This window comes from Pandoraea pnomenusa (genome assembly GCF_000767615.3).
Lineage (GTDB): Bacteria > Pseudomonadota > Gammaproteobacteria > Burkholderiales > Burkholderiaceae > Pandoraea > Pandoraea pnomenusa.
Genome location: NZ_CP009553.3, coordinates 2,169,089 through 2,191,043 on the forward strand (window position 1 = coordinate 2,169,089; position 21,955 = coordinate 2,191,043).

General features: G+C 63.2%; 20 protein-coding genes, 1 tRNA gene and 1 pseudogene. 16 read left to right on the forward strand and 6 right to left on the reverse strand.

Features of this window, described 5'->3' with window-relative positions; genetic code table 11:
- Positions 1-19 precede the first annotated feature (19 nt).
- Both LV28_RS33785 and LV28_RS33790 read right to left on the reverse strand, forming a co-directional pair.
- Positions 20-835 carry an alpha/beta fold hydrolase gene (locus tag LV28_RS33785; RefSeq protein WP_038617872.1) on the reverse strand — a complete coding sequence of 272 codons (816 nt, stop codon included), beginning with the start codon at positions 833-835 and terminating at the stop codon, positions 20-22.
- The gene (locus LV28_RS33790; RefSeq protein ID WP_038617869.1) at positions 835-2,139 is read right to left on the reverse strand and encodes an O-acetylhomoserine aminocarboxypropyltransferase; all 1,305 of its coding nucleotides are present in this window, start codon (positions 2,137-2,139) and stop codon (positions 835-837) included. Before LV28_RS33790 ends, LV28_RS33785 begins: the two co-directional genes overlap by 1 nt.
- A gap of 412 nt (positions 2,140-2,551) precedes the next feature.
- On the opposite strand from LV28_RS33790, the gene LV28_RS33795 reads away from it, so the two are divergent.
- The 3 genes from LV28_RS33795 (at position 2,552) to aroC (ending at position 6,192) form a co-directional block, all read left to right on the forward strand.
- On the forward strand, positions 2,552-3,007 hold the full coding sequence (locus LV28_RS33795; protein ID WP_023595494.1) for a CBS domain-containing protein: 456 nt from the start codon (positions 2,552-2,554) through the stop codon (positions 3,005-3,007).
- Entirely contained in the window at positions 3,004-4,923 is a 1,920-nt protein-coding gene (locus LV28_RS33800; protein WP_024788510.1) for an MFS transporter, read from the forward strand. Before LV28_RS33795 ends, LV28_RS33800 begins: the two co-directional genes overlap by 4 nt.
- Before the next feature lie 165 nt (positions 4,924-5,088).
- Positions 5,089-6,192, forward strand: coding sequence for a chorismate synthase (gene aroC, locus LV28_RS33805; protein WP_038617866.1), 1,104 nt, complete (start codon positions 5,089-5,091; stop codon positions 6,190-6,192).
- 118 nt (positions 6,193-6,310) lie between these two features.
- On the opposite strand, the gene LV28_RS33810 is transcribed toward aroC, so the two are convergent.
- Complete coding sequence (locus tag LV28_RS33810) at positions 6,311-6,628, reverse strand: MliC family protein (RefSeq protein ID WP_023595497.1); 318 nt, start codon at positions 6,626-6,628, stop codon at positions 6,311-6,313.
- A 182-nt stretch (positions 6,629-6,810) separates the two neighbouring features.
- Positions 6,811-8,480: pseudogene (locus LV28_RS33815) on the reverse strand (electron transfer flavoprotein-ubiquinone oxidoreductase).
- A 178-nt stretch (positions 8,481-8,658) separates the two neighbouring features.
- Between LV28_RS33815 and LV28_RS33820 the strand changes: the two are divergent.
- From LV28_RS33820 to LV28_RS33830, 3 genes are all read left to right on the forward strand, one after another.
- A complete protein-coding gene (locus tag LV28_RS33820) occupies positions 8,659-9,435 on the forward strand; it encodes an SDR family oxidoreductase (protein WP_023595499.1) in 777 nt (258 codons plus the stop codon).
- A gap of 178 nt (positions 9,436-9,613) precedes the next feature.
- Positions 9,614-10,663 carry a DctP family TRAP transporter solute-binding subunit gene (locus LV28_RS33825; RefSeq protein WP_023595500.1) on the forward strand — a complete coding sequence of 350 codons (1,050 nt, stop codon included), beginning with the start codon at positions 9,614-9,616 and terminating at the stop codon, positions 10,661-10,663.
- A gap of 180 nt (positions 10,664-10,843) precedes the next feature.
- Positions 10,844-11,257, forward strand: a complete 414-nt coding sequence (locus LV28_RS33830) for an acyl-CoA thioesterase (RefSeq protein WP_158443195.1) — start codon at positions 10,844-10,846, stop codon at positions 11,255-11,257.
- Between the two features lie 35 nt (positions 11,258-11,292).
- Here LV28_RS33830 and LV28_RS33835 read toward each other — a convergent pair whose 3' ends face one another.
- Positions 11,293-11,838: a PAS and helix-turn-helix domain-containing protein gene (locus LV28_RS33835; protein ID WP_023595502.1), complete on the reverse strand. Its 546-nt coding sequence runs from the start codon at positions 11,836-11,838 to the stop codon at positions 11,293-11,295.
- A 211-nt stretch (positions 11,839-12,049) separates the two neighbouring features.
- Here LV28_RS33835 and LV28_RS33840 point away from each other — a divergent pair, with 211 nt between their 5' ends.
- A complete protein-coding gene (locus LV28_RS33840; protein ID WP_023595503.1) occupies positions 12,050-12,748 on the forward strand; it encodes a CoA transferase subunit A in 699 nt (232 codons plus the stop codon).
- Between the two features lie 23 nt (positions 12,749-12,771).
- Complete coding sequence (locus LV28_RS33845; RefSeq protein WP_023595504.1) at positions 12,772-13,410, forward strand: CoA transferase subunit B; 639 nt, start codon at positions 12,772-12,774, stop codon at positions 13,408-13,410.
- A 192-nt stretch (positions 13,411-13,602) separates the two neighbouring features.
- On the opposite strand, the gene LV28_RS33850 is transcribed toward LV28_RS33845, so the two are convergent.
- Positions 13,603-14,394 carry a 3-hydroxybutyrate dehydrogenase gene (locus LV28_RS33850; RefSeq protein WP_023871620.1) on the reverse strand — a complete coding sequence of 264 codons (792 nt, stop codon included), beginning with the start codon at positions 14,392-14,394 and terminating at the stop codon, positions 13,603-13,605.
- 160 nt (positions 14,395-14,554) lie between these two features.
- Between LV28_RS33850 and LV28_RS33855 the strand changes: the two genes are divergently transcribed.
- The 8 genes from LV28_RS33855 to rplT all read left to right on the forward strand — a co-directional run bounded on the left by LV28_RS33855 (position 14,555) and on the right by rplT (position 21,868).
- Complete coding sequence (locus LV28_RS33855; protein ID WP_023595506.1) at positions 14,555-15,433, forward strand: alpha/beta fold hydrolase; 879 nt, start codon at positions 14,555-14,557, stop codon at positions 15,431-15,433.
- A gap of 64 nt (positions 15,434-15,497) precedes the next feature.
- Positions 15,498-15,854, forward strand: coding sequence for a RidA family protein (locus tag LV28_RS33860; RefSeq protein WP_023595507.1), 357 nt, complete (start codon positions 15,498-15,500; stop codon positions 15,852-15,854).
- 46 nt (positions 15,855-15,900) lie between these two features.
- Positions 15,901-18,204, forward strand: a complete 2,304-nt coding sequence (locus tag LV28_RS33865; RefSeq protein WP_023595508.1) for a RelA/SpoT family protein — start codon at positions 15,901-15,903, stop codon at positions 18,202-18,204.
- A gap of 108 nt (positions 18,205-18,312) precedes the next feature.
- Positions 18,313-18,389 (forward strand) — tRNA-Val (locus tag LV28_RS33870).
- A 240-nt stretch (positions 18,390-18,629) separates the two neighbouring features.
- The gene (gene thrS / locus LV28_RS33875) at positions 18,630-20,537 is read left to right on the forward strand and encodes a threonine--tRNA ligase (RefSeq protein WP_038617863.1); all 1,908 of its coding nucleotides are present in this window, start codon (positions 18,630-18,632) and stop codon (positions 20,535-20,537) included.
- Positions 20,538-20,589: 52 nt separating this feature from the next.
- Entirely contained in the window at positions 20,590-21,108 is a 519-nt protein-coding gene (gene infC, locus LV28_RS33880) for a translation initiation factor IF-3 (protein WP_072619107.1), read from the forward strand.
- A 177-nt stretch (positions 21,109-21,285) separates the two neighbouring features.
- Positions 21,286-21,483, forward strand: a complete 198-nt coding sequence (gene rpmI, locus LV28_RS33885) for a 50S ribosomal protein L35 (RefSeq protein WP_010806049.1) — start codon at positions 21,286-21,288, stop codon at positions 21,481-21,483.
- Between the two features lie 25 nt (positions 21,484-21,508).
- Positions 21,509-21,868: a 50S ribosomal protein L20 gene (rplT, locus tag LV28_RS33890; RefSeq protein WP_010806048.1), complete on the forward strand. Its 360-nt coding sequence runs from the start codon at positions 21,509-21,511 to the stop codon at positions 21,866-21,868.
- Positions 21,869-21,955 lie beyond the last annotated feature (87 nt).

A 21,955-nucleotide genomic window follows, 5' to 3' on the forward strand; every position in this document is an offset into this window, starting at 1 on the left:
CATGGTGAGGGCGACGCGTTCAGTGTCGCACGAATTGCCTGAGCGCATCGAGCAGGGCGTCGGGCTGTTCGGTCATGATGGCGTGCCCGGCGTCGACGACGGTGACGCTCACCGCCGCGCCAGCCGCGCGTAGCGCGTCGAGCAGCCCCTGCGCGGCGCGTGGGGGCGTCATCTGGTCGCGTTTGCCCAGCACGGCAAGCACTGGGCACGTTACGCGCGCGGCGGCGTTGGCGCCTTGATCGTAGCGATTGCAAGCCTCGAAGTCGGTGAGGAAGACTTTCGCCGGATTGCGTTGCGCGACGCGTTCCATCAACCGCTGATTGCCGCCCCAGGTCCAGAAGCCGGGCCCCGGCGCCGACGGCTTGGCGGCCAGTGTGCTGTGCGACCAGGCGTTGACGAGCGCGATGGCCTCGGGCTCCCGCTGCGCGGCAGCTTCGAGCAACGCATCGGACACTTTCATCGGATACGCCGTGCCCACCAGGGCGATGCGCGTCACCCGCGCCGGATGTCGGGCGGCGGCGTCGAGCGCAACCAACGATCCCATGCTGTGCCCCACCCAGGTGGCCTCGCGAATGCCGACCGCATCGAGGACGGCCACGACGTGATCGGTCATCTCGCCGATCGTGCGCAAGGGCGCGCCGGTGCTTCGGTGGTGCCCGGGCAGATCCAGCGCGAGCACGTTCATGCCGTGATTGGCGAGATACCGGCTCTGTAGCCCCCAGACGCTGTGATCGTGCTGTGCTCCATGCAGGAACACCACGGTGGGTTGTTCGGGCTGGATCGGTTTGCCTGCCGTGTAGGCGTAGACGTCGTTTCCCGCGATCTCCAAGTTCATCAGGCTTGCCCCCGGGAAGCGGATTTGACGGCCGCCTTCAGGCCACGTTTCAGATCCTGAATCAGGTCGTCGGGGTCTTCAAGGCCGATCGACAGCCGTACCGTGCCCTCACCGATGCCCGCCGCCGCCAACGCCGCGGTGTCCATGCGGAAGTGCGTGGTCGAGGCGGGATGAATCACGAGCGAGCGTGCGTCGCCAACGTTGGCGAGATGCGAGAACAGCTGCAGCGACTCGATGAAACGCCGTCCGGCTTCGCGATCGCCCTTCAGGTCGAAGCTGAACACGGCGCCCGCACCGCGCGGCAACAATTGCTTGGCGAGCGCGTAATCCGGATGCGATGGCAACTCCGGGTAGGCCACGCTCGCCACCGCGTCGTGGCCGGCAAGGAATTCCACGACACGACGGGCATTTTCGACGTGCCGCGCCATTCGCAACGGCAGCGTCTCGACGCCTTGCAGCAGTTGCCAGGCCGCCTGCGGATGCAGGCAGGCGCCGAAATCGCGCAGACCCTCCCGTCGCGCGCGCAGCAGGAACGGAGCGACGGAGTTCTCTTCGGCGAAAACCATGCCGTGAAAGCCGTCGTATGGTTGCGTCAGTTCGGGAAACTTGCCGCTTTTGTCGAAATCGAAGGTGCCGCCGTCGACCAGCACGCCGCCGATCGTGGTGCCGTGACCGCCCAGAAACTTGGTGGCCGAATGGTAGACCAGGTCGGCGCCATGATCGAACGGCCGGATGAGCCATGGTGTGGTGAAGGTGCTGTCGACCAGCAATGGCACGCCGGCGTCGTGAGCGATCTGTGCGACGCGTGGGATATCCAGGACATCGATGCCCGGATTGCCGAGGGTCTCGCCGAAGAGCAACCGGGTCTGCGGGCGCACGGCGGCGCGCCAGCCATCGATGTCGCCGGGGCGCACGAACGTGGTCTCGATGCCGAAGCGCCGCATCGTGTAGTGCAACAGGTTGTGCGAGCCGCCGTACAGCGCGCTCGATGCCACGATGTGCGATCCCGCACCCATCAGCGTGGCGATGGCCAGGTGCAGCGCCGCTTGCCCGCTGGCCGTCGAAATGGCGCCGACCCCGTTCTCCAGCGCGGCCATGCGCTCCTCGAACACCGCGTTGGTCGGATTCGAGATACGCGAGTAGACATGGCCGGCGCGCTCCATATTGAACAGCGCCGCAGCCTGATCGGCATCGGAGAAGACGAAGGAGGTGGTCTGGTAGATCGGCGTGGCGCGCGCCCCCGTGGCGGGGTCGGGCGCGGCCCCGGCGTGCAGGGCGAGCGTGTCGAAGTGCGGTACGGACATGTCGAAGAGGACCTCGCGGTTGGCTTGACGTTGACCTGACGTTGACGGCTGACGTGGACTTTACGTATACGGCAATCCTAGCATCCCCTTCGTCGTCGGCGGCACGCTTTGCGGCTTGGATCAGGGAAATTGCGGTGTTGTCCGATGCCACGCATGCGGCGATGTCCGATCGATGGCTCGGCATTGGCCGAGAACCCGCGTCGCACGGTCATGTGCGCGCCAATTGCCTTTCCTTTTCAGACGCTTTCCGATAGCATCCATTGAACGGGTTCCAACCATTATTTATACGGAGACAGCGGCGTTCGCGCCGGCGCTCCGTCTCGCAAGCCGAAGTCTGGGCGAAGTCCGGCAATACGTCGCGCGGCAGCGTTCCGCCACGATTGCCCGAGCAACACAATGAGGAGTGTGTGCCATGCGTGTGTCTGACATCCTGAAAGTAAAGGGCAACACCCTGTTCACCGTGACCCCGGAGACACCGCTTGCCGACGCCGTCGACACGATGGCAGAGCACGACATCGGTTCGCTGGTCGTCATGGAGTATGGCGATCTTGTGGGCATGCTCACGTTCCGGGAAATCATCAACACGATCAGCAAGAACGGCGGCACCGTCGGTGGCTCCACGATCCGCAAGGTCATGGACGATCATCCGCTGACGTGCACGCCGGAAACGGATGTGAACGAGGTCCGTCGCATGATGCTCGAGCGCCATGCCCGTTACCTGCCGGTGATGGACAACCGCACGCTCATGGGTGTGATTTCCTTCTACGACGTGGCTCGGGCGGTCGTCGAGGAGCAGTCGTTCGAGAATCGCATGCTCAAGGCGTACATTCGCGACTGGCCTGCCGAGGAAGCGGAAAGCGCCAAGTGAGCGAGGCCAGCCAGCGCGGGGCACGCGGCGAGGGCCACCAATCACGACTGCTGAAACAACGGCGTTTCGCGCCGTTTTTCTGGACGCAGTTCCTGGGTGCAATGAACGACAACGTGTTCAAGATCGCGTTCACGTCGCTCGTCACCTATCACGCATCGCTGTTTCAGGACGTCGACGGCAAGACCGCGGCGTTTCTGATCTCGGCGATCTTCATCGCACCGTTTCTGCTGTTCTCCGCCACGAGTGGTCAGATCGCCGACAAGTGGGACAAGGCGCGCCTGATTCGCTTCGTCAAAACGCTCGAGATTGGCATCATGGTCGTGGGCGCCGCCGGATTTCTCTGGACAAGTGCACCGCTGCTGTACGTTTGCACGTTCCTGATGGGCCTGCATTCCACGCTCTTCGGGCCGGTGAAGTACGCGTATCTTCCGCAGCATCTCGCCAATCATGAGCTGGTCGGCGGCAACGGACTGGTGGAGATGGGCACGTTCGTCGCCATTCTGATTGGCACGATCGTGGGCGGCGAGCTGGCCGGCGCGGGGGCGGGGTCGTTGCCGTGGATCGGCGGCGTGTGCCTGACGCTGGCGGTGCTCGGGCGTCTGGTGTCGACCTGGGTGCCGCAAACGCCGGCGGCGCAACCGGATCTGCGCATCAATTGGAACCCGCTCACGGAAACGTGGCGCAACCTGCGCATTGCGCGCACGGATCGGGCCGTTTTTCAAAGCCTGCTCGGCATCTCCTGGCTCTGGTTCCTCGGTGCCACGTTTCTCGCCTCGTTCTTCAATTTCGCGCATGACGTGCTCGGCGCCGATCCGAGCGTCGTGACACTGCTGCTCGCGATGTTCTCCGTGGGCATCGGCGTGGGGTCGCTCCTGTGCGAACGACTCTCGGGCGGGAAAGTGGAGATCGGGCTGGTGCCTTTCGGCTCGATCGGCATGACGCTGTTCGCCGTCGATCTTTACTTCGCGAGCCGGGGCGGCACGCCGGGCGGTGCGCTCCAGTCCGTGGGCCAGTTTGTTGCACAACCGGCGCACTGGCGCATTCTTGCCGATCTGTTCCTGCTCGCGATGTTCGGCGGGTTCTACAGCGTGCCGCTGTACGCATTGATCCAGAGTCGAAGCGCACCCTCGCATCGTGCACGCATCATTGCCGCCAACAACATTCTCAACGCGTTGTTCATGGTCGTGTCCGCGCTCATGGCGATGACGCTGACCAAGGCGGGCTTCACCGTCGATCAGTTGTATCTCGTCACGGGCATCCTCAACGCGCTGGTCGCGGTCTATCTCTATACGCTGCTTCCCGAGTTCCTCATCCGTTTCGTCATGTGGCTGTTGTTGCACACGGTCTACCGCATCGAGGTCAGAGGGGCGGACAAGATTCCGCACGAAGGCCCGTGCGTGCTGGTGTGCAATCACGTGAGCTTCGCCGATGCGGTGGTCATCGGCGCCTCCATTCGGCGGCCGGTCCGTTTCGTGATGGATCACCGGATCTTCCGAATTCCGGTGTTGTCGTGGTTCTTCCGCACGGTAAAGGCGATTCCCATCGCGCCCGCACACGAAGACGCCGAGGGGTTGGACCGCGCCTACACGCAGATCGCCGCTGCGCTGGAAGCGGGAGAGGTGGTTTGCCTCTTCCCCGAAGGCAAGCTGACCGCTTCGGGTGACCTGCAGGTGTTCCGGCAAGGCGTGCGGCGCATCATCGAGCGCACGCCGGTGCCCGTGGTGCCCATGGCGCTGCGCGGGCTTTGGGGCAGTTTCTTTTCGCGGCACGGCGGGGCGGCCATGACCCGTCCGTTCAAACGCGGCGTGCTCAATCGCCTGGAGCTGGTCATTGGCGAGCCGGTCGAACCGGCCCAGGCGTCTCCCGAGGTGCTGCGCGACAAGGTCCTCGAGCTTCGCGGCCCCTGGCCGGTCTGACGGCCACGGCGCGGCGCATTCCGAATGCGCCGCCCCGACCATCGGACGGTTCTCAAAATGCCGCCCTTTGCCCGATTGGCATCACGTTATGCCGCATGGGGCGGGGCGATGCGGCGGGATCGCTGGCATAATAGGGCTTTCCCGTCCCACCCGACCTGATCCCGTATGTCTGGCAATACGCTTGGAACCCTGTTTACCGTCACCACTTTCGGCGAATCGCATGGCCCGGCCATTGGCTGTGTGATCGATGGCTGCCCGCCGGGAATGGCGCTTGCGGAAGCCGACATTCAGCTGGAACTCGATCGCCGCCGTCCTGGCACGTCGCGTCATGTCACGCAGCGCAATGAGCCGGATGCCGTCGAGATTCTCTCGGGCGTGTTCGAAGGGGTGACAACGGGCACACCGATCGCGCTGCTGATCCGCAATACCGATCAGCGTAGCAAGGACTACGGCAATATCGTCCAGACGTTCCGTCCGGGGCATGCCGACTACACTTACCTGCAAAAGTACGGCGTACGCGACTATCGCGGCGGCGGGCGTTCCTCGGCGCGCCTCACCGCGCCGGTGGTCGCGGCGGGCGCGGTGGCCAAGAAGTGGCTCGCCGAACGGTTTGGCGTGCAGGTGCGTGGCTGCATGACGCAACTGGGCGACATCGAGATTCCGCAGACCGACTGGTCGCAGGTGCCGCGGAACCCGTTTTTTGCCGCCGACGTGAATGTCGTCCCGCGGCTCGAAGCGTACATGGACGACCTGCGCAAGGCGGGCGACTCGGTCGGCGCGCGACTTCGCGTGGTGGCAACGGGCGTGCCGGTTGGCCTGGGCGAGCCGTTGTTCGACCGTCTCGACGCTGACATTGCTCACGCGATGATGGGCTTGAATGCGGTCAAGGGCGTCGAGATCGGCGCGGGCTTTCGCAGCGTGACCCAGAAGGGCTCCGAACATGGCGACGAACTGACGCCGCAGGGGTTCGTCGGCAACAACGCGGGCGGGATTCTCGGCGGTATCTCGACGGGGCAGGACATCGACGTTTCCATCGCGATCAAGCCGACCTCGAGCATTCGCACGCCGCGTCGCTCGATCGATATGGACGGACAGCCGTCGACGGTCGAGACATTCGGTCGCCACGATCCCTGTGTGGGGATTCGCGCGACGCCGATCGCCGAAGCGCTGCTGGCACTCGTGCTGATCGATCACGCGCTTCGTCACCGGGCGCAGTGCGGCGATGTGCACGTGAATACCCCGGTCATCGCGGCACGAGCGCCGGAGTGATTGTCGCGTGACGTGGCAGCGGGTCGTGCCGACGGGACAGTTCGAGCGTTAGCTCGAGCGCGACCTTCAGAGCAAAACGCCAGACCGATCGTCTGGCGTTTTTTTCATGCGAGCGCGCTCATTCTCGACATTGCGTGATCGGGCGCTCGTCCCCGGCCGTGTAAAGGGTGCCCTCGGGGCCCTTGCTCCACCACACCAGCGTGCGGCCCACGTGCTTTTCTCCGCTCGCGGCACGCGCTGGCTTGAGCACCTCGCGTTTGCCCATCCAGTACAACGTGACATCGCCACCGAGATGGTGATCGTCGTAGACGACCAACGCGACGTGCTGGTTGTCGCACAGGTAGGACACCGACTTCGCCTGGACCGCACCGCAGCTCAGCGCGAGTGCGCCTGCCAATGCCGTGCCCGAGCGCCATACGGAAGTTCTCGACATCATGCCTCCTCGCCATTGGCGTGGGTTCAAAATCCGTGAGACTGCCGTGCGGGCGCATCGGTTGCAGGCTCGATGGCGGGCGCGACGCCAAGCGCGAACCTGTCGCCCCGACACGAGCGCGGCACCCGCCACGAACGCGATCCGGCAAACAAAAACCGCCGGGCGAACCGGCGGCAACACGCGCTTTACATGTTCGGGTAGTTCGGTCCGCCCCCCCCTCCGGCGTTACCCACACGATGTTCTGTGTCGGGTCCTTGATATCGCACGTCTTGCAATGCACGCAGTTCTGCGCATTGATCTGCAGACGCTCGGAATCGTCATCGTTCTTCACGAACTCGTACACGCCGGCCGGGCAATAGCGTTGCTCCGGCCCCGCGAACTCGGCCAGGTTGATGCCGACCGGCACGCTCGGATCCTTGAGCGTCAAATGGGCCGGCTGGTTCTCTTCATGGTTGGTGTTCGAGATGAAGACCGAAGACAGGCGATCGAACGTGAGCTTGCCATCCGGCTTCGGGTAGACGATCGGTTGGCATTGCGCCGCCGGCAGGAGGCATTCGTGATCGGCCTTCTTGCGGTGGATGGTCCAGGGCATCTTGCCGCCCAACAGCTTCTGCTCGATGCCGGTCATGAGCGTGGCGACCGTGAGGCCCTTCTTGAACCACTGCTTGAAGTTGCGCGCCTTGTTCAGCTCTTCGTGCAGCCAGGATTGCTCGAACGCCACCGGGTAGGCAGCGAGTTCGTCGCGCTGACGCGACGCGGCCAGCGCGTCGAAGGCGGCGTCGGCCGCCAGCATCCCGCTCTTGATCGCGGCGTGGCTGCCCTTGATGCGGCTCACATTGAGGAACCCGGCCTCGCAACCGACCAACGCGCCGCCCTTGAAGACGAGTTTCGGCAGCGCCAGCAGACCGCCCGCCGTAATCGCGCGCGCGCCATAGGAAATGCGTTTGCCGCCTTCCAGGAAATGGCGAATCGACGGGTGCGTCTTGTAGCGCTGGAATTCCTCGAACGGCGACAGGTACGGGTTGCTGTAGTCGAGGCCGACGATGAAGCCGACCGCAACCTGATGGTTCGGCAGGTGATAAAGGAACGAGCCGCCGTACGTTTGTGCGTTGAGCGGCCAGCCGGCCGTGTGAATGACCAGGCCTTCCTTGTGCTTGGACGGATCGATCTCCCACAACTCCTTGATGCCCAGGCCGTAGGCTTGTGGATCGCGCCCTTCGTCGAGATTGAACTTGCGCATCAACTGGCGGCCGAGACTGCCGCGCGCGCCTTCGGAGAAGATCGTGTACTTGGCGTGCAATTCCATGCCGAGCTGGAAGTTTTCCGTCGGCTCGCCGTCCTTGCCCACACCCATGTTGCCGGTCGCGACGCCCATGACGGCACCGTTCTCGTCGTACAGGATTTCCGCGGCGGGGAAACCCGGGAAGATCTCGACGCCGAGCGCCTCGGCCTGCTGGCCGAGCCAGCGGACAACGTTGCCCAGGCTGATGACATAGTTGCCGTGATTCTGGAAGCATGCCGGCAGCAGCCACGACGGCGTGGAGGTCGCCCCCGTCTCATTGAGAAACAGGAAGCGGTCTTCGACGACGGGGGTGTCGAGCGGCGCACCAAGTTCCTTCCAGTTGGGGATCAGCTCGGTCAGGGCGCGGGGGTCCATGACGGCGCCGGAGAGAATGTGGGCGCCGATCTCCGAGCCCTTCTCCAGCACGCAAACGGAGATCTCCTTGCCTGCTTCCTGGGCACGTTGCTTCAAACGGATAGCCGTGGACAGGCCGGCCGGACCGCCGCCGACAACGACGACGTCATATTCCATCGACTCCCTCGGGCCGTACTGCTCAAGCAGCTTCGGATCCATTGATGCTCCTGTTATAAACGTTAGAATTCGTGGGTGCGGCCATTTTCCGGGAATGGGGAACACCTCGCAACCGCATATTAATAGCACGATCGTTCGGTATGGTAGGTAGGAAGCTCTAGCGGCGTGCCTCGCGGCAGCGCCGTCATTCAATGGCGATCCGGGTCCGAGGGGGAAGACGATGGGGCGTTCGCTGAATCTGGAAGGCAAGGTGGCGATGGTCACCGGCGCGTCGAGCGGGCTCGGCATGCAGTTCGCCAAGGTCCTCGCGCAGGCCGGCGCCAAGGTGGTGCTGGCCAGTCGCCGCGTGGAGCGGCTCAAGGAACTGCGTGCGGAAATCGAGGCGCAAGGCGGCGCGGCGCACGTGGTGCCGTTGGACGTGACCGACTACGACAGCATTCGGGCGGGCGTGGCGCATGCCGAGACCGAAGCAGGCGCGATCGACATTCTCATCAACAACTCCGGGGTATCGACGCAGCAGCGGCTGGTCGACGTCACGCCGCAGGAGTACGACTACGTGCTCGATACGAATACGCGCGGCGCGTTCTTCGTCGCGCAGGAAGTCGCCAAACGCATGATCCGGCGTGCCAAGGGCGATGCGCAGCGCCAGCATCGGATCATCAATGTGGCGTCGGTTGCGGGGCAGCGCGCGATTTCCATGCTCGGCGTGTATTGCGTGAGCAAAGCGGCGGTCATTCACATGACACGCGCGATGGCGCTCGAGTGGGGGCGTTTCAACATCAATGTGAACGCCCTGTGTCCGGGCTATATCGATACCGAGATCAACCACGAGCACTGGCAGACGGAAGCCGGTCGCAAGCTGGTGCAGATGTTGCCGCGCCAGCGCGTTGGTCAGCCCAGCGATCTCGACGGATTGATCCTGCTGCTTGCCTCGGACGACGCCCGATTCATCAACGGCTCGATCATGACGATCGACGACGGACTGGCGGTCGGCTGAGCGCCGCGGCGGCGCGATCCGCAGGCGTTTGCCGATTGCGCAGGCTCGCTGCATTGCGGCAATCGGGGATTGTCCGAGGCAGCCAGCCAGATGGCCTCGAGCGCATAATTTCACGACGCTCACGGGATCGCAAAGGGCGTCGTGTTGACGTCGGATCCCGAATCATCTCGAGGACACCATGCGTAATCAAGGCTGGCGGGGGCTCGTTGGAGTCGCGCTTGCCCTCGCCGCAATCGCGTTGCCGGTCGGCGCGCAACCCTACAAGTCGGAATACTCGCTTTCCATCGTGCCCGATGCCGGCACGCCCTGGGCCAAAGGCACGCAGCTCTGGGTCGACATGGTGCGCGAGCGCACGCGCGGACGCATCAACATACGGCTGCACCCGGGCGCGGCGCTCGTGGGTGGGGATCAGACGCGCGAGTTCACGGCGCTGCGCCAGGGCGTGATCGACATGGCCGTCGGGTCGACGATCAACTGGTCGTCGGCCATCCCGGAATTCAATGTTTTCTCGCTGCCGTTCCTGCTGCGCAGCTACCGGTCGCTCGACGCCCTCACGCAAGGCGAGGTGGGGCGCGAACTGTTCCGTCGCGTGGAAGAGCAAGGCGTCGTGCCGCTGGCCTGGGGGGAAAACGGCTTCCGGCAACTGAGCAATTCGCGCCGCGCCATTCGCACCCCGGAGGACATGCGCGGATTGCGGTTTCGCGTGGTCGGTTCCCTGTTGTTCAACGACATCTTCACGTCGCTGGGGGCGGTGCCTACGCAACTGACCTGGAACGAAGCGGTGCGCGCGCTCAAGTCGCGCAGCATCGACGGCCAGGAGAACCCCATCACGGTCTACAACAACGTACGGCTCGACACGCTTGGGCAGCGCTACGTGACGATCTGGGATTACGTGGCGGACCCGATCCTCTTCGTGGTGAATCGGCAGGTCTGGGACAGCTGGTCGCCGCAGGACCGCGACATCGTGCGCGATGCGGCGCTCGAGGCGGCGCGTTTCGAGATCGCGCTCGCCCGCGAAGACCTGCTCGGCAATGGGCGCGGCACATGGGACGACCTGGACGCCCGTGGCGTGAAGGTGACCCGGCTCACGCCGGAGCAGCGCCAGCGCTTCGTCGATGCCACGCGCGCTGTCTACGCGAAATGGAAGTCACTCGTGGGGCGAGATCTGGTCGAGAAGGCCGAAGCCGCAGTCAAGGACGACGGCGTGGCCATCGGCGCGCGCAAGTAAGTTCGGTGTCCCGACTCGGACTTGTCTCAGGCCGGGGCACCGCCAGTCCGAAAACGCGGCCTTGCGAGGCCTGAGGCGGCCGTCTGGCGCGCGCCGCCCCATCCGAAGCGCTACACTTCATTCCCATGGCGCGCTGTCGACTCACGGCGGGGCGTCGATTTTCAACATGGGGAATTTGTGGTGTCGTCAGAATACAAGGAAGTCTTTCGCATGAGCATGCCCATTCGCTGGGGCGATATGGACGCGTTCGGCCATGTGAACAATACGGTCTACTTCCGTTACATGGAGCAAGTGCGGATTTCGTGGCTCGAGTCGCTGAGCATCGCCTCGGAAGAGAGCTCGACGGGCGAGGGGCCGGTGATCATCAACGCAAACATGACCTTCCTGCGCCAACTGCGTTATCCCGGCGATATCGATTGCCGCATGTTCATCGGCACGCCGGGGCGCAGCAGCGTCGATACGCGTTTCGAGCTGCGGCGCGCCGACACGCCGGACGTGCTTGTGGCGCAGGGCGGGGCGAAGATCGTCTGGGTGAACTACAAGGAAGAGAAGTCGGTGCCGCTGCCCGACGAGGTCCGTGCGCTGATTGGCTGACAAGGCGGGGCGTCGCCTCGCCCCGTCGCTATCCATCAATTGCCGAGCAGGCGCTGCACGAGTTCGGTGGCGGTGCCCGCGCCGTACTTCTGCATGAGCCGCGCGCGATAGATGTCCACCGTGCGCGGACTGATGTCGAGAATCTTGCCGATTTGCTTGCTGGTCTTTCCCTGGACGAGCTGCGCCGCGATTTCCCGTTCGCGGGCGGTGAGGGCGACGGCGACGCGGCGCGTTGCGGAAATGTCCTCGAACGTCCAGAGGCCGGCGGCATGGGGATCGTTGACGTCGAGCGAGCGTCCGGTGACGTGGCACCAGAACAGTTCGCCGCTCGCGCGGCGCATGATGCGCTCGTCGGAATACACGCCCTGAGCGGTCATGATCGGCGGAATGCGCTCGCCGATGCGCTCGAACTCTTTTGGCGACGGGTACAGGACCTGGAACGACTGGCCGATGAGCGCTTCGGGTTCGTAGCCGAAGATCTTGCCGAGCTGGCGATTGCAGTCTTCGATGATGCGCTGGCGCGATATGACCAGCCCGACAGGCGCAATGTGAAAGGCAGTCTGGTAATCGAACGTCGGCATGGGGGTAATACGGATCCGGTCGGGTCGTGCGCTGCGGCGCGCCGCGCGGGAAGATATGTAATTTGACGTATTGTGCCCCATTTGCGCGCCACAGTAAGCTCTATGATTGCATGAGGGGTGCCGCCATGAGGTTTCTCGAGGCGGCGCAAGCCTCGCAACGTGCGCGAGCGCGGCATAATTTCAATTCTCAACCGAGGGAAAGGGACAAACGATGAACAAGGTATACGCCAGCGCCAAGGAGGCGCTCGCCGGTGTCGTCGCAGACGGGCAAACGCTCGCCGTCGGTGGCTTCGGCCTGTGTGGCATTCCGGAGGCCCTGATCGCTGCGCTGCGCGACTCGGGCGTCAAAGGGCTCACCTGCATCAGCAACAACGCCGGCGTGGACGGCTTCGGTCTGGGTCTGCTGCTCGAGACGCGCCAGATCAAGAAGATGATTTCCTCGTACGTCGGAGAGAACAAGGAGTTCGAGCGCCAGTACCTCGCGGGCGAGCTCGAACTCGAATTCACGCCGCAGGGCACGCTCGCCGAAAAGCTGCGTGCCGGTGGCGCCGGGATCCCGGCGTTCTTCACCAAGACCGGTGTGGGCACCGTGGTTGCCGAAGGCAAGGAAACGCGCGAGTTCGATGGCGAGACGTACGTCATGGAGCGCTCGCTGCGCGCCGATGTGGCGCTGGTCAAGGCCGCCAAGGCCGATCGTGCCGGCAATCTGGTGTTCAACCGCACGGCCCGCAACTTCAATCCGGTGGCCGCCATGGCCGGCAAGATCACCATCGTCGAAGTCGAGGAATTGGTGGAGACCGGTTCGATCGATCCGGACGATGTGCACCTGCCCGGCATCTTCGTTCAGCGCATTGTGCTGAACGCGCATCCGGAAAAACGCATCGAACAGCGCACGGTACGTGCCAAGTAAGCGCCGAGATCAAGGAGATAACCATGGCATGGAATCGTGATGAAATGGCCGCGCGCGCGGCGCGCGAGCTCGAAGACGGCTTCTACGTGAACCTCGGCATCGGTCTGCCCACGCTCGTGGCAAATCATGTGCCCGAAGGCATGGAAGTTTGGTTGCAATCGGAGAACGGCCTGCTCGGTATCGGCCCGTTCCCGACGGAAGACGAAGTCGATGCCGACATGATCAACGCGGGCAAGCAGACCGTGACGACGCTGCCGGGCTCGTCGATTTTCTCGTCGGCCGATTCGTTCGCGATGATCCGCGGCGGTCACATCAATCTGGCGATCCTCGGGGCGATGCAGGTCAGCGAAAAGGGTGACCTCGCGAACTGGATGATCCCGGGCAAGATGATCAAGGGCATGGGCGGTGCGATGGACCTCGTGGCGGGGGTCGGTCGTGTGGTCGTGCTCATGGAGCACGTTGCCAAGGGCGACGCCCACAAGATCCTCAAGAACTGCGACCTGCCGCTCACCGGCGTGGGCGTGGTCAACCGCATCATTACCGATCTCGGTGTGATCGACGTGACGCCGGACGGCCTGAAGGTGGTGGAACTGGCGCCGGGCGTGACGAAGGAGGAAATTTCGCAGAAGACGGGGGCACCGCTCGACACGAGCGCTGTCTGACACTTCGGCGACGTGCCGGTCGCACTGTGCCATGCCTGGCATGCGGCGGTCGGCACACAGCCTTGCTGAGGATCGTCGGGCCGTTGAACCCGGCGATCGGTGGAAGGCGAAACGGGCGGGGGGATCCCCGCCCGTTTTGTTTTGATGCACGTACCCTGCGTGGTGCGCGACGCGCCCGAGGTCCGGCCAGCGTTACTGGGCGGCCCAGCCGCCGTCCATGTTCCAGGCGGCGCCACGTACCTGTGCGCCTGCGTCGCTGCACAGAAAGACCGCAAGCCCGCCGAGTTGCTCGGGCGTCACGAACTCACCGGACGGTTGCTTCTCGCCCAGCAGCGACCGCTTGGCCTCGTCGCCGGAGAGGTGATCGCGCGCGGCGCGGTCGTCGACTTGCTTCTGCACGAGGGGCGTGAGCACGAAGCCCGGGCAGATCGCATTGGCAGTCACGCCTGATTGCGCATTCTCGAGCGCGGTGACCTTCGTCAGTCCGACGATGCCATGCTTGGCGGCAACATACGCCGACTTGCCGACCGAGCCCACCAGACCATGTACCGACGCGATATTGATGATGCGGCCCCAGTTGCGCCTGCGCATGCCCGGCAGCGCCAGTCGCGTGGTATGGAATGCGGACGTGAGGTTGATCGCGATGATCGCGTCCCATTTGTCCGTCGGAAAATCCTGAATCTCGGCAACGTGCTGAATCCCTGCATTGTTCACCAGGATATCGACACCGCCGAAGGTTGTTTCAGCGTACTGCATCATCGCCTCGATCTCGCTTGCGCGGCTCATGTCGGCGCCGTGGTAACCGATCGGAGCGACGGGGTGACCGGCGCGGGCCGCCGCGTCGGCAATGGTCTTGCGTGCCGCATCGGCGTCGCCGAAGCCGTTCGTGATCAGGGTCGCACCCTGCGCGGCGAGCGCCTGTGCGAGCCCCAGGCCGATGCCGCTGGTGGAGCCGGTCACGAGGGCGATTTTTCCTTTGAGCATGGCGTCGTCTCCGATCGATAGATGGGGATGGGGCAGAGACAGTCTCGATGCGGCGTGCCTGTCGTCGATCGATGCGGCTCTTGAGTGACCTCATTCTAGCTTACGGTTCGAGGCAAGCGCGGTAGAATTCGGATCTGGAAATCGATCCGACGAGTCTGCCATGCCGAGCCAAGTGCCGCGTTTGTCGAGCGTTCAATGCCTGAGTCCGTCCGGATTGCATCGCATGGCGTATACGGAGTGGGGGGACCCCGAGAATCCCCGCGTCCTGGTCTGCGTGCATGGCCTGACGCGTTGCGGGCGCGATTTCGATGCGCTGGCAAAAGCCTTCGCCGATGACTACCGCGTGGTATGTCCGGATGTGGTCGGGCGTGGTCTCTCGTCATGGCTCACCAACCCCGCCGGTTACGTGGTGCCACAGTATGTTGCCGACATGGTCACGCTGATCGCGCGGTTGGATGTCGCGTCGGTCGACTGGTTCGGCACATCGATGGGCGGGTTGATCGGGATGGGGTTGGCGGGGTTGCCGGATACGCCGATTCGCAACATGCTGCTCAATGACGTCGGGCCGCATATCGATGCGCCGGCGCTCGAGCGCATCGGCAAGTATGTCGGCAATCCGAAGCGTTTCGCGTCGGTCGAGGAGGGTGCCGAGTACCTGTGGTCGATCTCGTGCGCGTTCGGTGCGCACACCCCTGAGGAGTGGCGGGCGTTGTGCGAACCGCTGCTCAAGGCGGAGGGCGACGGCTACGTGCTTCGCTACGATCCGTCGATCGGCGCCGCCTTCTCGGCGATACCGGCCGAGGCGATCGCCGCGGGCGAAGCCATGCTCTGGGCGTCGCTCGCGGCGTTTCCCGGACGCACGCTGATCGTGCGCGGCGAGACATCGGACCTGCTCTCTCGCGCAACGCTCGAACAAATGTTGGCGCACGCGCAGCACGCGCGCGCCGTGGAAATCGCCGGTGTCGGTCATGCGCCCACGTTCGTGCATGCGGACCAGATCGAGATCGCACGCCGGTTTTTTGAGGGATACGCCGATTGATGCCCGCCAGAGCGGTGGGGCGGCGGCGGATCCGAAGTCAGAAGAACACGAGGAGTCTTACATCATGGCAGTACAACGTTTCTACGTCGAAAAGCGCTGGTCGGACATGGCCGTGCACAACGGCACGGTTTATCTGGCCGGGCAAACGCCTGACGATCGTTCGCAGGACATGGCCGGGCAGACGCGTCAGGTGCTCGCGCACATCGATCGCCTGCTCGCCGAGGCCAACAGCGACAAGTCGCTGATCCTCTCCTGTCAGATCTTCATCTCCGACATGAAGTACTTCGGTGAAATGAATCAGGTGTGGGACGAGTGGGTGCCGGCAGGCAATGCGCCCCCGCGTGCCACGGTGCAGGCGTTGCTCGCCGACCCTGCCATGCTCGTTGAAATCGTGGTCGTGGCGGCTCAGCGCGAGAGCTGAGCGCGCGACCCGCATCATCGGGGCGCTTGCCGCCCCGCGTTCCGACATGAACCAACATCAAGCACCGGCACCCACCGGACCGAATGCCCCGGCGTCGACGGACGCCGTCAATCCGGCCGCGGCCTCGGGTGCGGGTGATGCACATCTGCCCGCTACGCTCGACGACGCCCTCGCGTTTGCCGAGACGCTCTGCGGCGAGCAATTGCTCTCGTCCGGCGAGCCGATCATGGCGCACGCGCGTGGCATGCTCGCGATTCTCGACACGTTGCGTGTGGACGAGGCGACGCATCAGGCGGCCGCCTTGTTCAGTGCCGTCGAGTTCTTGCCAGATCCGCAAGCCACGCTGACCCAGAAGTTCGGCGCCGAGGTGGCGGCGCTCGTCATCGACGTGCGCAAGCTCCAGCGGCTCTCCGGCGCCGGCGCGCGTGCCGCGCAGGCCATGCCCAACGACGGGCGCGATCGCGATGCCTCGGCCGAGCGCAAGTCGCAGGTCGAAGGGCTGCGCAAGATGCTGCTCGCGTTCGCGCAGGACATCCGCGTGGTGATGATCCGTCTCGCGTCGCGCCTGCAGTCGTTGCGCTGGTATGCCGCGCAGAAGATCGCACCGCCCGAGGACATGCCCCACGAGGTGCTCGAGATCTACGCGCCGCTGGCGAACCGTCTGGGTATCTGGCAACTCAAGTGGGAGCTGGAGGATCTCGCATTCCGGTTTCTCGAACCCGTCACCTACAAGCAGATCGCCAAGCTCCTCGAGGAGAAGCGCGTCGAGCGCCAGACGTTCATCGAGGGCGCCATCCAGCGGCTTCAGGATGAACTTGCGCGCGCCGGTGTCAGAGCGGAGGTGTCTGGCCGCCCGAAGCATATCTACAGTATCTGGAAGAAGATGCGCGGCAAGGCCGTCGACTTCGCGGAGCTGTATGACGTGCGGGCGTTCCGCGTGATCGTCGACGACATCAAGGATTGCTACACGGTGTTGGGCATCGTCCACAACCTTTGGCAACCAATTCCGAAAGAGTTCGACGACTACATTTCGCGTCCGAAGCCCAACGGATACAAATCGCTGCACACGGTGGTGATTGGCGACGACGGGCGCGCGTTCGAGGTGCAGATACGAACGCACGAAATGCATCACTTTGCCGAATACGGCATCGCGGCGCACTGGCGGTACAAGGAAGCCGGCCAGCGCGGCTATGGCGGCGCGTTTTCGGCCGGCGATGCTTATGACGAGAAGATCGCGTGGCTGCGTCAGTTGCTCGCGTGGAAGGACGATGTGTCCGACACGGTTGGCGCCGAGGGCGCCGCGCAGCCATGGGAGCAACTCAAACGCGCAACGATCGACGATCACATTTACGTGCTCACGCCTCAGGCCCGCGTGATTTCGTTGCCGCAGGGCGCCACCCCGGTCGACTTTGCGTACCATCTGCATTCGGAGTTGGGGCATCGCTGCCGCGGCGCAAGGGTCGATGGGGCGATGGTGCCGCTCAATACGCCGCTGCAGAACGGGCAGACGGTCGAGATCGTGACGGTCAAGCAGGGCGGGCCGTCGCGCGATTGGCTCAACCCGCAGTTGGGGTATTTGCAGAGCCATCGGGCGCGCCAGAAGGTGCGGCAGTGGTTCAACGCGATCGACCTCGAAGAGACGATCGCGCATGGGCGTACGCTCATCGACAAGACGTTACAGCGCGAAGGCAAGACGTCGGTCAATCTGGAGGAGCTGGCTGGGCGCCTGGGGTTCCGGACGCCGGATGATCTCTATGCCTCGGTGGCGAAGGACGAGTTCAGTCTGCGCCATGTCGAGCAGGCGCTGTCGGGCAATCTGCCTGGGCCGGAACCGCGTGACGAAGACACGCTCGTCGCGAAAAAGAGTCTCGATACCAGCGTGACGCAGGGGGCCAAGAGCGGTGTGCTGGTCGTGGGGGTGGGCGCATTGCTGACCCAGTTGGCCAAGTGCTGCCGCCCGGCACCGCCCGATCCCATCGTCGGATTCGTCACGCGCGGCAAGGGGGTGTCGATTCATCGTCAGGACTGTGCCAGCTTTCAGGCCATGAAGGCGCGTGCGCCGGAGCGGGTGATTCAGACCGCCTGGTCGGCGGACGTGCTGGAAGGTCGCGGTGTGGCGGCCTACCCGGTCGACATTCAGATCGAGGCGACGGACCGGCAGGGCCTGTTGCGCGATATCTCGGAAGTGTTCTCCCGGGAAAAGCTCAATGTGACGGGTGTCAGCACGCAGTCGCGAGGGTCGCAGGCGTTCATGCAATTCACCGTCGAGGTTCGCGACGGCGGGCAGTTGCAACGGGCGCTGGCACAACTCACGGGCGTCGCCGGCGTGGTGTCGTCCAGGCGTCGGTGAGGAGGGGATGCCGCGCCAAAGCCTTGATTGGCGCGGTTTCTCGTCGGCAGGCACAATAATCGCTTGGCGATTGGTCGAAAGATTGCTAGAATCTCGTTCTCTTGCAGTAGGCTCGTAGCTCAGCTGGTTAGAGCACCACCTTGACATGGTGGGGGTCGTTGGTTCGAGTCCAATCGAGCCTACCAACGAATATTTGATGCATGACAGTCCGCGAGACCCCGCAGACACAGGCGCTGGAAAACACTCATGTTGAAGACTGCCCGAACTTTCACAGTGGTGAAGGTGCGACGTTAAGTCGAGGGTGTTTTTCGTCTGGATGCAAGGAATGAAGAGACGGCCTCGACAAACAGTCGAGGCCGTTTTTTTTCGTGGTTTTGCCGCGCGGCGTGGGCCGCGCGTGACGTTTTTGCGCATGGGAGTGCGACATGATTTCGGTACGTTTGCCTGACGGTTCGCAACGCCAGTACGAGGCCCCGCTCACGGTGGCGCAGGTCGCCGGCTCGATCGGCGCGGGCCTGGCCAAGGCCGCCCTGGCCGGTCGCGTCGATGGCAAGCTGGTCGATACGTCCTACCTGATCGATCGCGACGTGAGTCTTGCCATCGTGACCGACAAGGATGCCGACGGTCTCGACATCATTCGCCACTCGACGGCGCACTTGCTGGCCTACGCCGTCAAGGAGCTGTTCCCGGAGGCGCAGGTGACCATCGGTCCGGTCATCGAAAACGGCTTTTACTACGATTTCGCCTTCCATCGCGCCTTCACGCCGGAAGATCTCGAGGCGATCGAGAAGAAGATGCACGAACTCGCCAAGAAGGACGAGCCGGTCACGCGCGAGGTGCTCTCGCGTGACGACGCCGTGCGTCTGTTCATGTCGATGGGCGAAAAGTACAAGGCCGAGATCATCGAATCGATCCCCGCCACGGAGCAGATCGGCCTGTACCGCGAAGGCAAGTTCGTCGACCTTTGTCGCGGCCCGCACGTGCCGTCGACGGGCAAGCTCAAGGTTTTCAAGTTGATGAAGGTCGCCGGCGCCTATTGGCGGGGCGATGCCAAGAACGAGCAATTGCAACGCATTTACGGCACGGCCTGGACGAAGAAGGAAGACCAGGATGCGTATCTGCATATGCTCGAAGAGGCGGAAAAGCGCGATCACCGCAAACTCGGCCGTGCGCTGGACTTCTTCCACATGCAGGAAGAAGCGCCGGGTCTGGTCTTCTGGCACCCCAAGGGCTGGACGCTCTGGCAACAGGTCGAGCAGTACATGCGCCGCGTCTACCGCAACAACGGTTACCAGGAAGTGAAAGCGCCGCAGATTCTCGATCGCTCGCTCTGGGAAAAGTCGGGGCACTGGGAGAACTACAAGGACAACATGTTCACGACGGAATCGGAGAGCCGCGCCTACGCGCTCAAGCCGATGAACTGTCCGGGACACGTTCTGATCTTCAACTCGTCGCTGCACAGCTACCGCGATCTGCCGCTGCGCTATGGTGAGTTCGGTCAATGTCACCGCAATGAGCCGTCGGGTGGTCTGCACGGCCTGATGCGCGTGCGTGGCTTCACACAGGACGACGGTCATATTTTCTGTACGGAAGACCAGATTCTCGAAGAGTGCGTGAATTACACGGCGCTGCTGCACGCCGTGTACAAGGACTTCGGCTTCACGGACATGATCTACAAGGTCGCAACGCGCCCCGAACATCGCGTGGGTTCCGACGAGAACTGGGACAAGGCGGAGTTCGCGCTGATGGAGTCGCTGCGTCGCTCGGGTTGCGAGTTCGTGATCGCCGAGGGGGATGGGGCATTCTACGGGCCGAAGATCGAGTACACGCTCAAGGATGCGCTCGGTCGCCAGTGGCAGTGTGGCACGATGCAGGTCGATTTCTCGATGCCGGAGCGCCTGGACGCCGAGTACGTGGCGGAGGACAACAGCCGCAAGCGCCCGGTCATGCTTCACCGCGCGATCCTGGGTTCGCTGGAGCGCTTTATCGGCATTCTGATCGAGCACCATGCTGGTGCAATGCCGGTCTGGCTGGCGCCGGAGCAGGTGATCGTGATGAATGTGTCGGAAAAAACCGCCGATTATGCCCAGGAAGTGACGAAAAAGTTGAAAGAACAAGGGCTTAGGGCTCGGAGCGATTTGCGCAACGAGAAAATTAGCTATAAAATACGCGAGCACTCGTTGCAGAAAGTTCCCTATCTCGTGGTAGTGGGGGACAAGGAGCAAGAGGGTAATACGGTAGCCGTGCGTGCCCGTGGCGGCGTGGATCTGGGTGTCATGCCCGTTGATGCGCTCATCGAACGTCTTGCGCAAGCGTGCGCAACGTTCCAATAACGCCTGTCGGACAGCGCGGCTAAATTTTTGACTTTTTTCGAGGATAAGCAACATCGCTACCGATAAGTCGCATCGCATCAACGGCGAAATCACCGCGCCCGAAGTGCGTCTAACTGGCGTTGACGGTGAGCAGCTCGGCATCATGAAACTCGCCGAGGCTTTCCGTCTGTCCGAAGAAGCTGACGTCGATCTGGTGGAAATCGCGCCGCAAGCGCAGCCGCCGGTGTGCCGCCTGATGGACTATGGCAAGTTCAAGTATCAGGAACAGAAGAAAGCGCACGAGAACAAGCTGAAGCAGAAGGTTGTTCAGATCAAGGAAGTCAAATTCCGACCTGGCACCGATGACGGTGACTACAACGTCAAGTTGCGCAATCTGAAGCGGTTCCTCGAAGAGGGCGACAAGACCAAGATCACGCTGCGTTTCCGCGGTCGTGAGATGGCTCACCAGGAAATCGGCGCTCGTATGCTGGAACGTCTGAAGACCGATCTCGAAGAGTTCGGCCAGCCGGAACAGATGCCGAAGATGGAAGGCCGTCAGATGATCATGGTCATCGCGCCGAAGAAGAAATAAGGTCGTGGCGGTGTCGAACGACACCGCCGGATCGTAGGAATTGCCGCGACTTCCCGCAAGAGAGGTCGCAGCGATACAGGGTGCTGTCCGACCCTGAAAATAAGTGATCCCGGGTTCTACAAGGGGCGCGAAATTGGCGTCACACCTGTGATCATGTTAAAAACCCCGGAGTTTTTCATGCCCAAGATGAAAACCAAGAGCGGTGCCAAGAAGCGCTTTCGCGTGCGTCCTGGCGGTACCGTCAAGCGTGGTCAGGCCTTCAAGCGTCACATTCTGACGAAGAAGACCACCAAGAATAAGCGTCACCTGCGCGGTGCCGTCGGCGTTCATGAGTCTGATCTGAACTCCGTACGCGCAATGCTGCCCTTCGCTTAAACCCCGACTTAGATAGGAGAGAAACATGCCTCGAGTCAAACGTGGGGTCACCGCACGGGCCCGCCATAAGAAAGTCATCGCTGCAGCCAAGGGTTTCCGCGGCCGTCGCAATAACGTCTTCCGCATCGCCAAGCAAGCGGTCATGCGCGCCGGGCAATACGCCTATCGCGATCGCCGCAACAAGAAGCGCGTTTTCCGTGCTTTGTGGATTGCGCGTATCAACGCAGGTGTGCGTCAGCACGGTATGACCTACAGCGTGTTCATCGCTGGTCTGAAGAAGGCCTCGATCGAACTCGACCGCAAGGTGCTGTCCGACATGGCCATCAACGACAAGCCGGCGTTTGCCGCGATTGTCGCTCAGGTGAAAGCCGCCGTCGCAGCCTAAGCTGTAGTTAGCGTATAGCGCGTTTTACCGCGCGCCATTCGCCAGGAGGGGGCTCTCATCGGAGCCCCCTTTTGTTTTTCGCCTGCC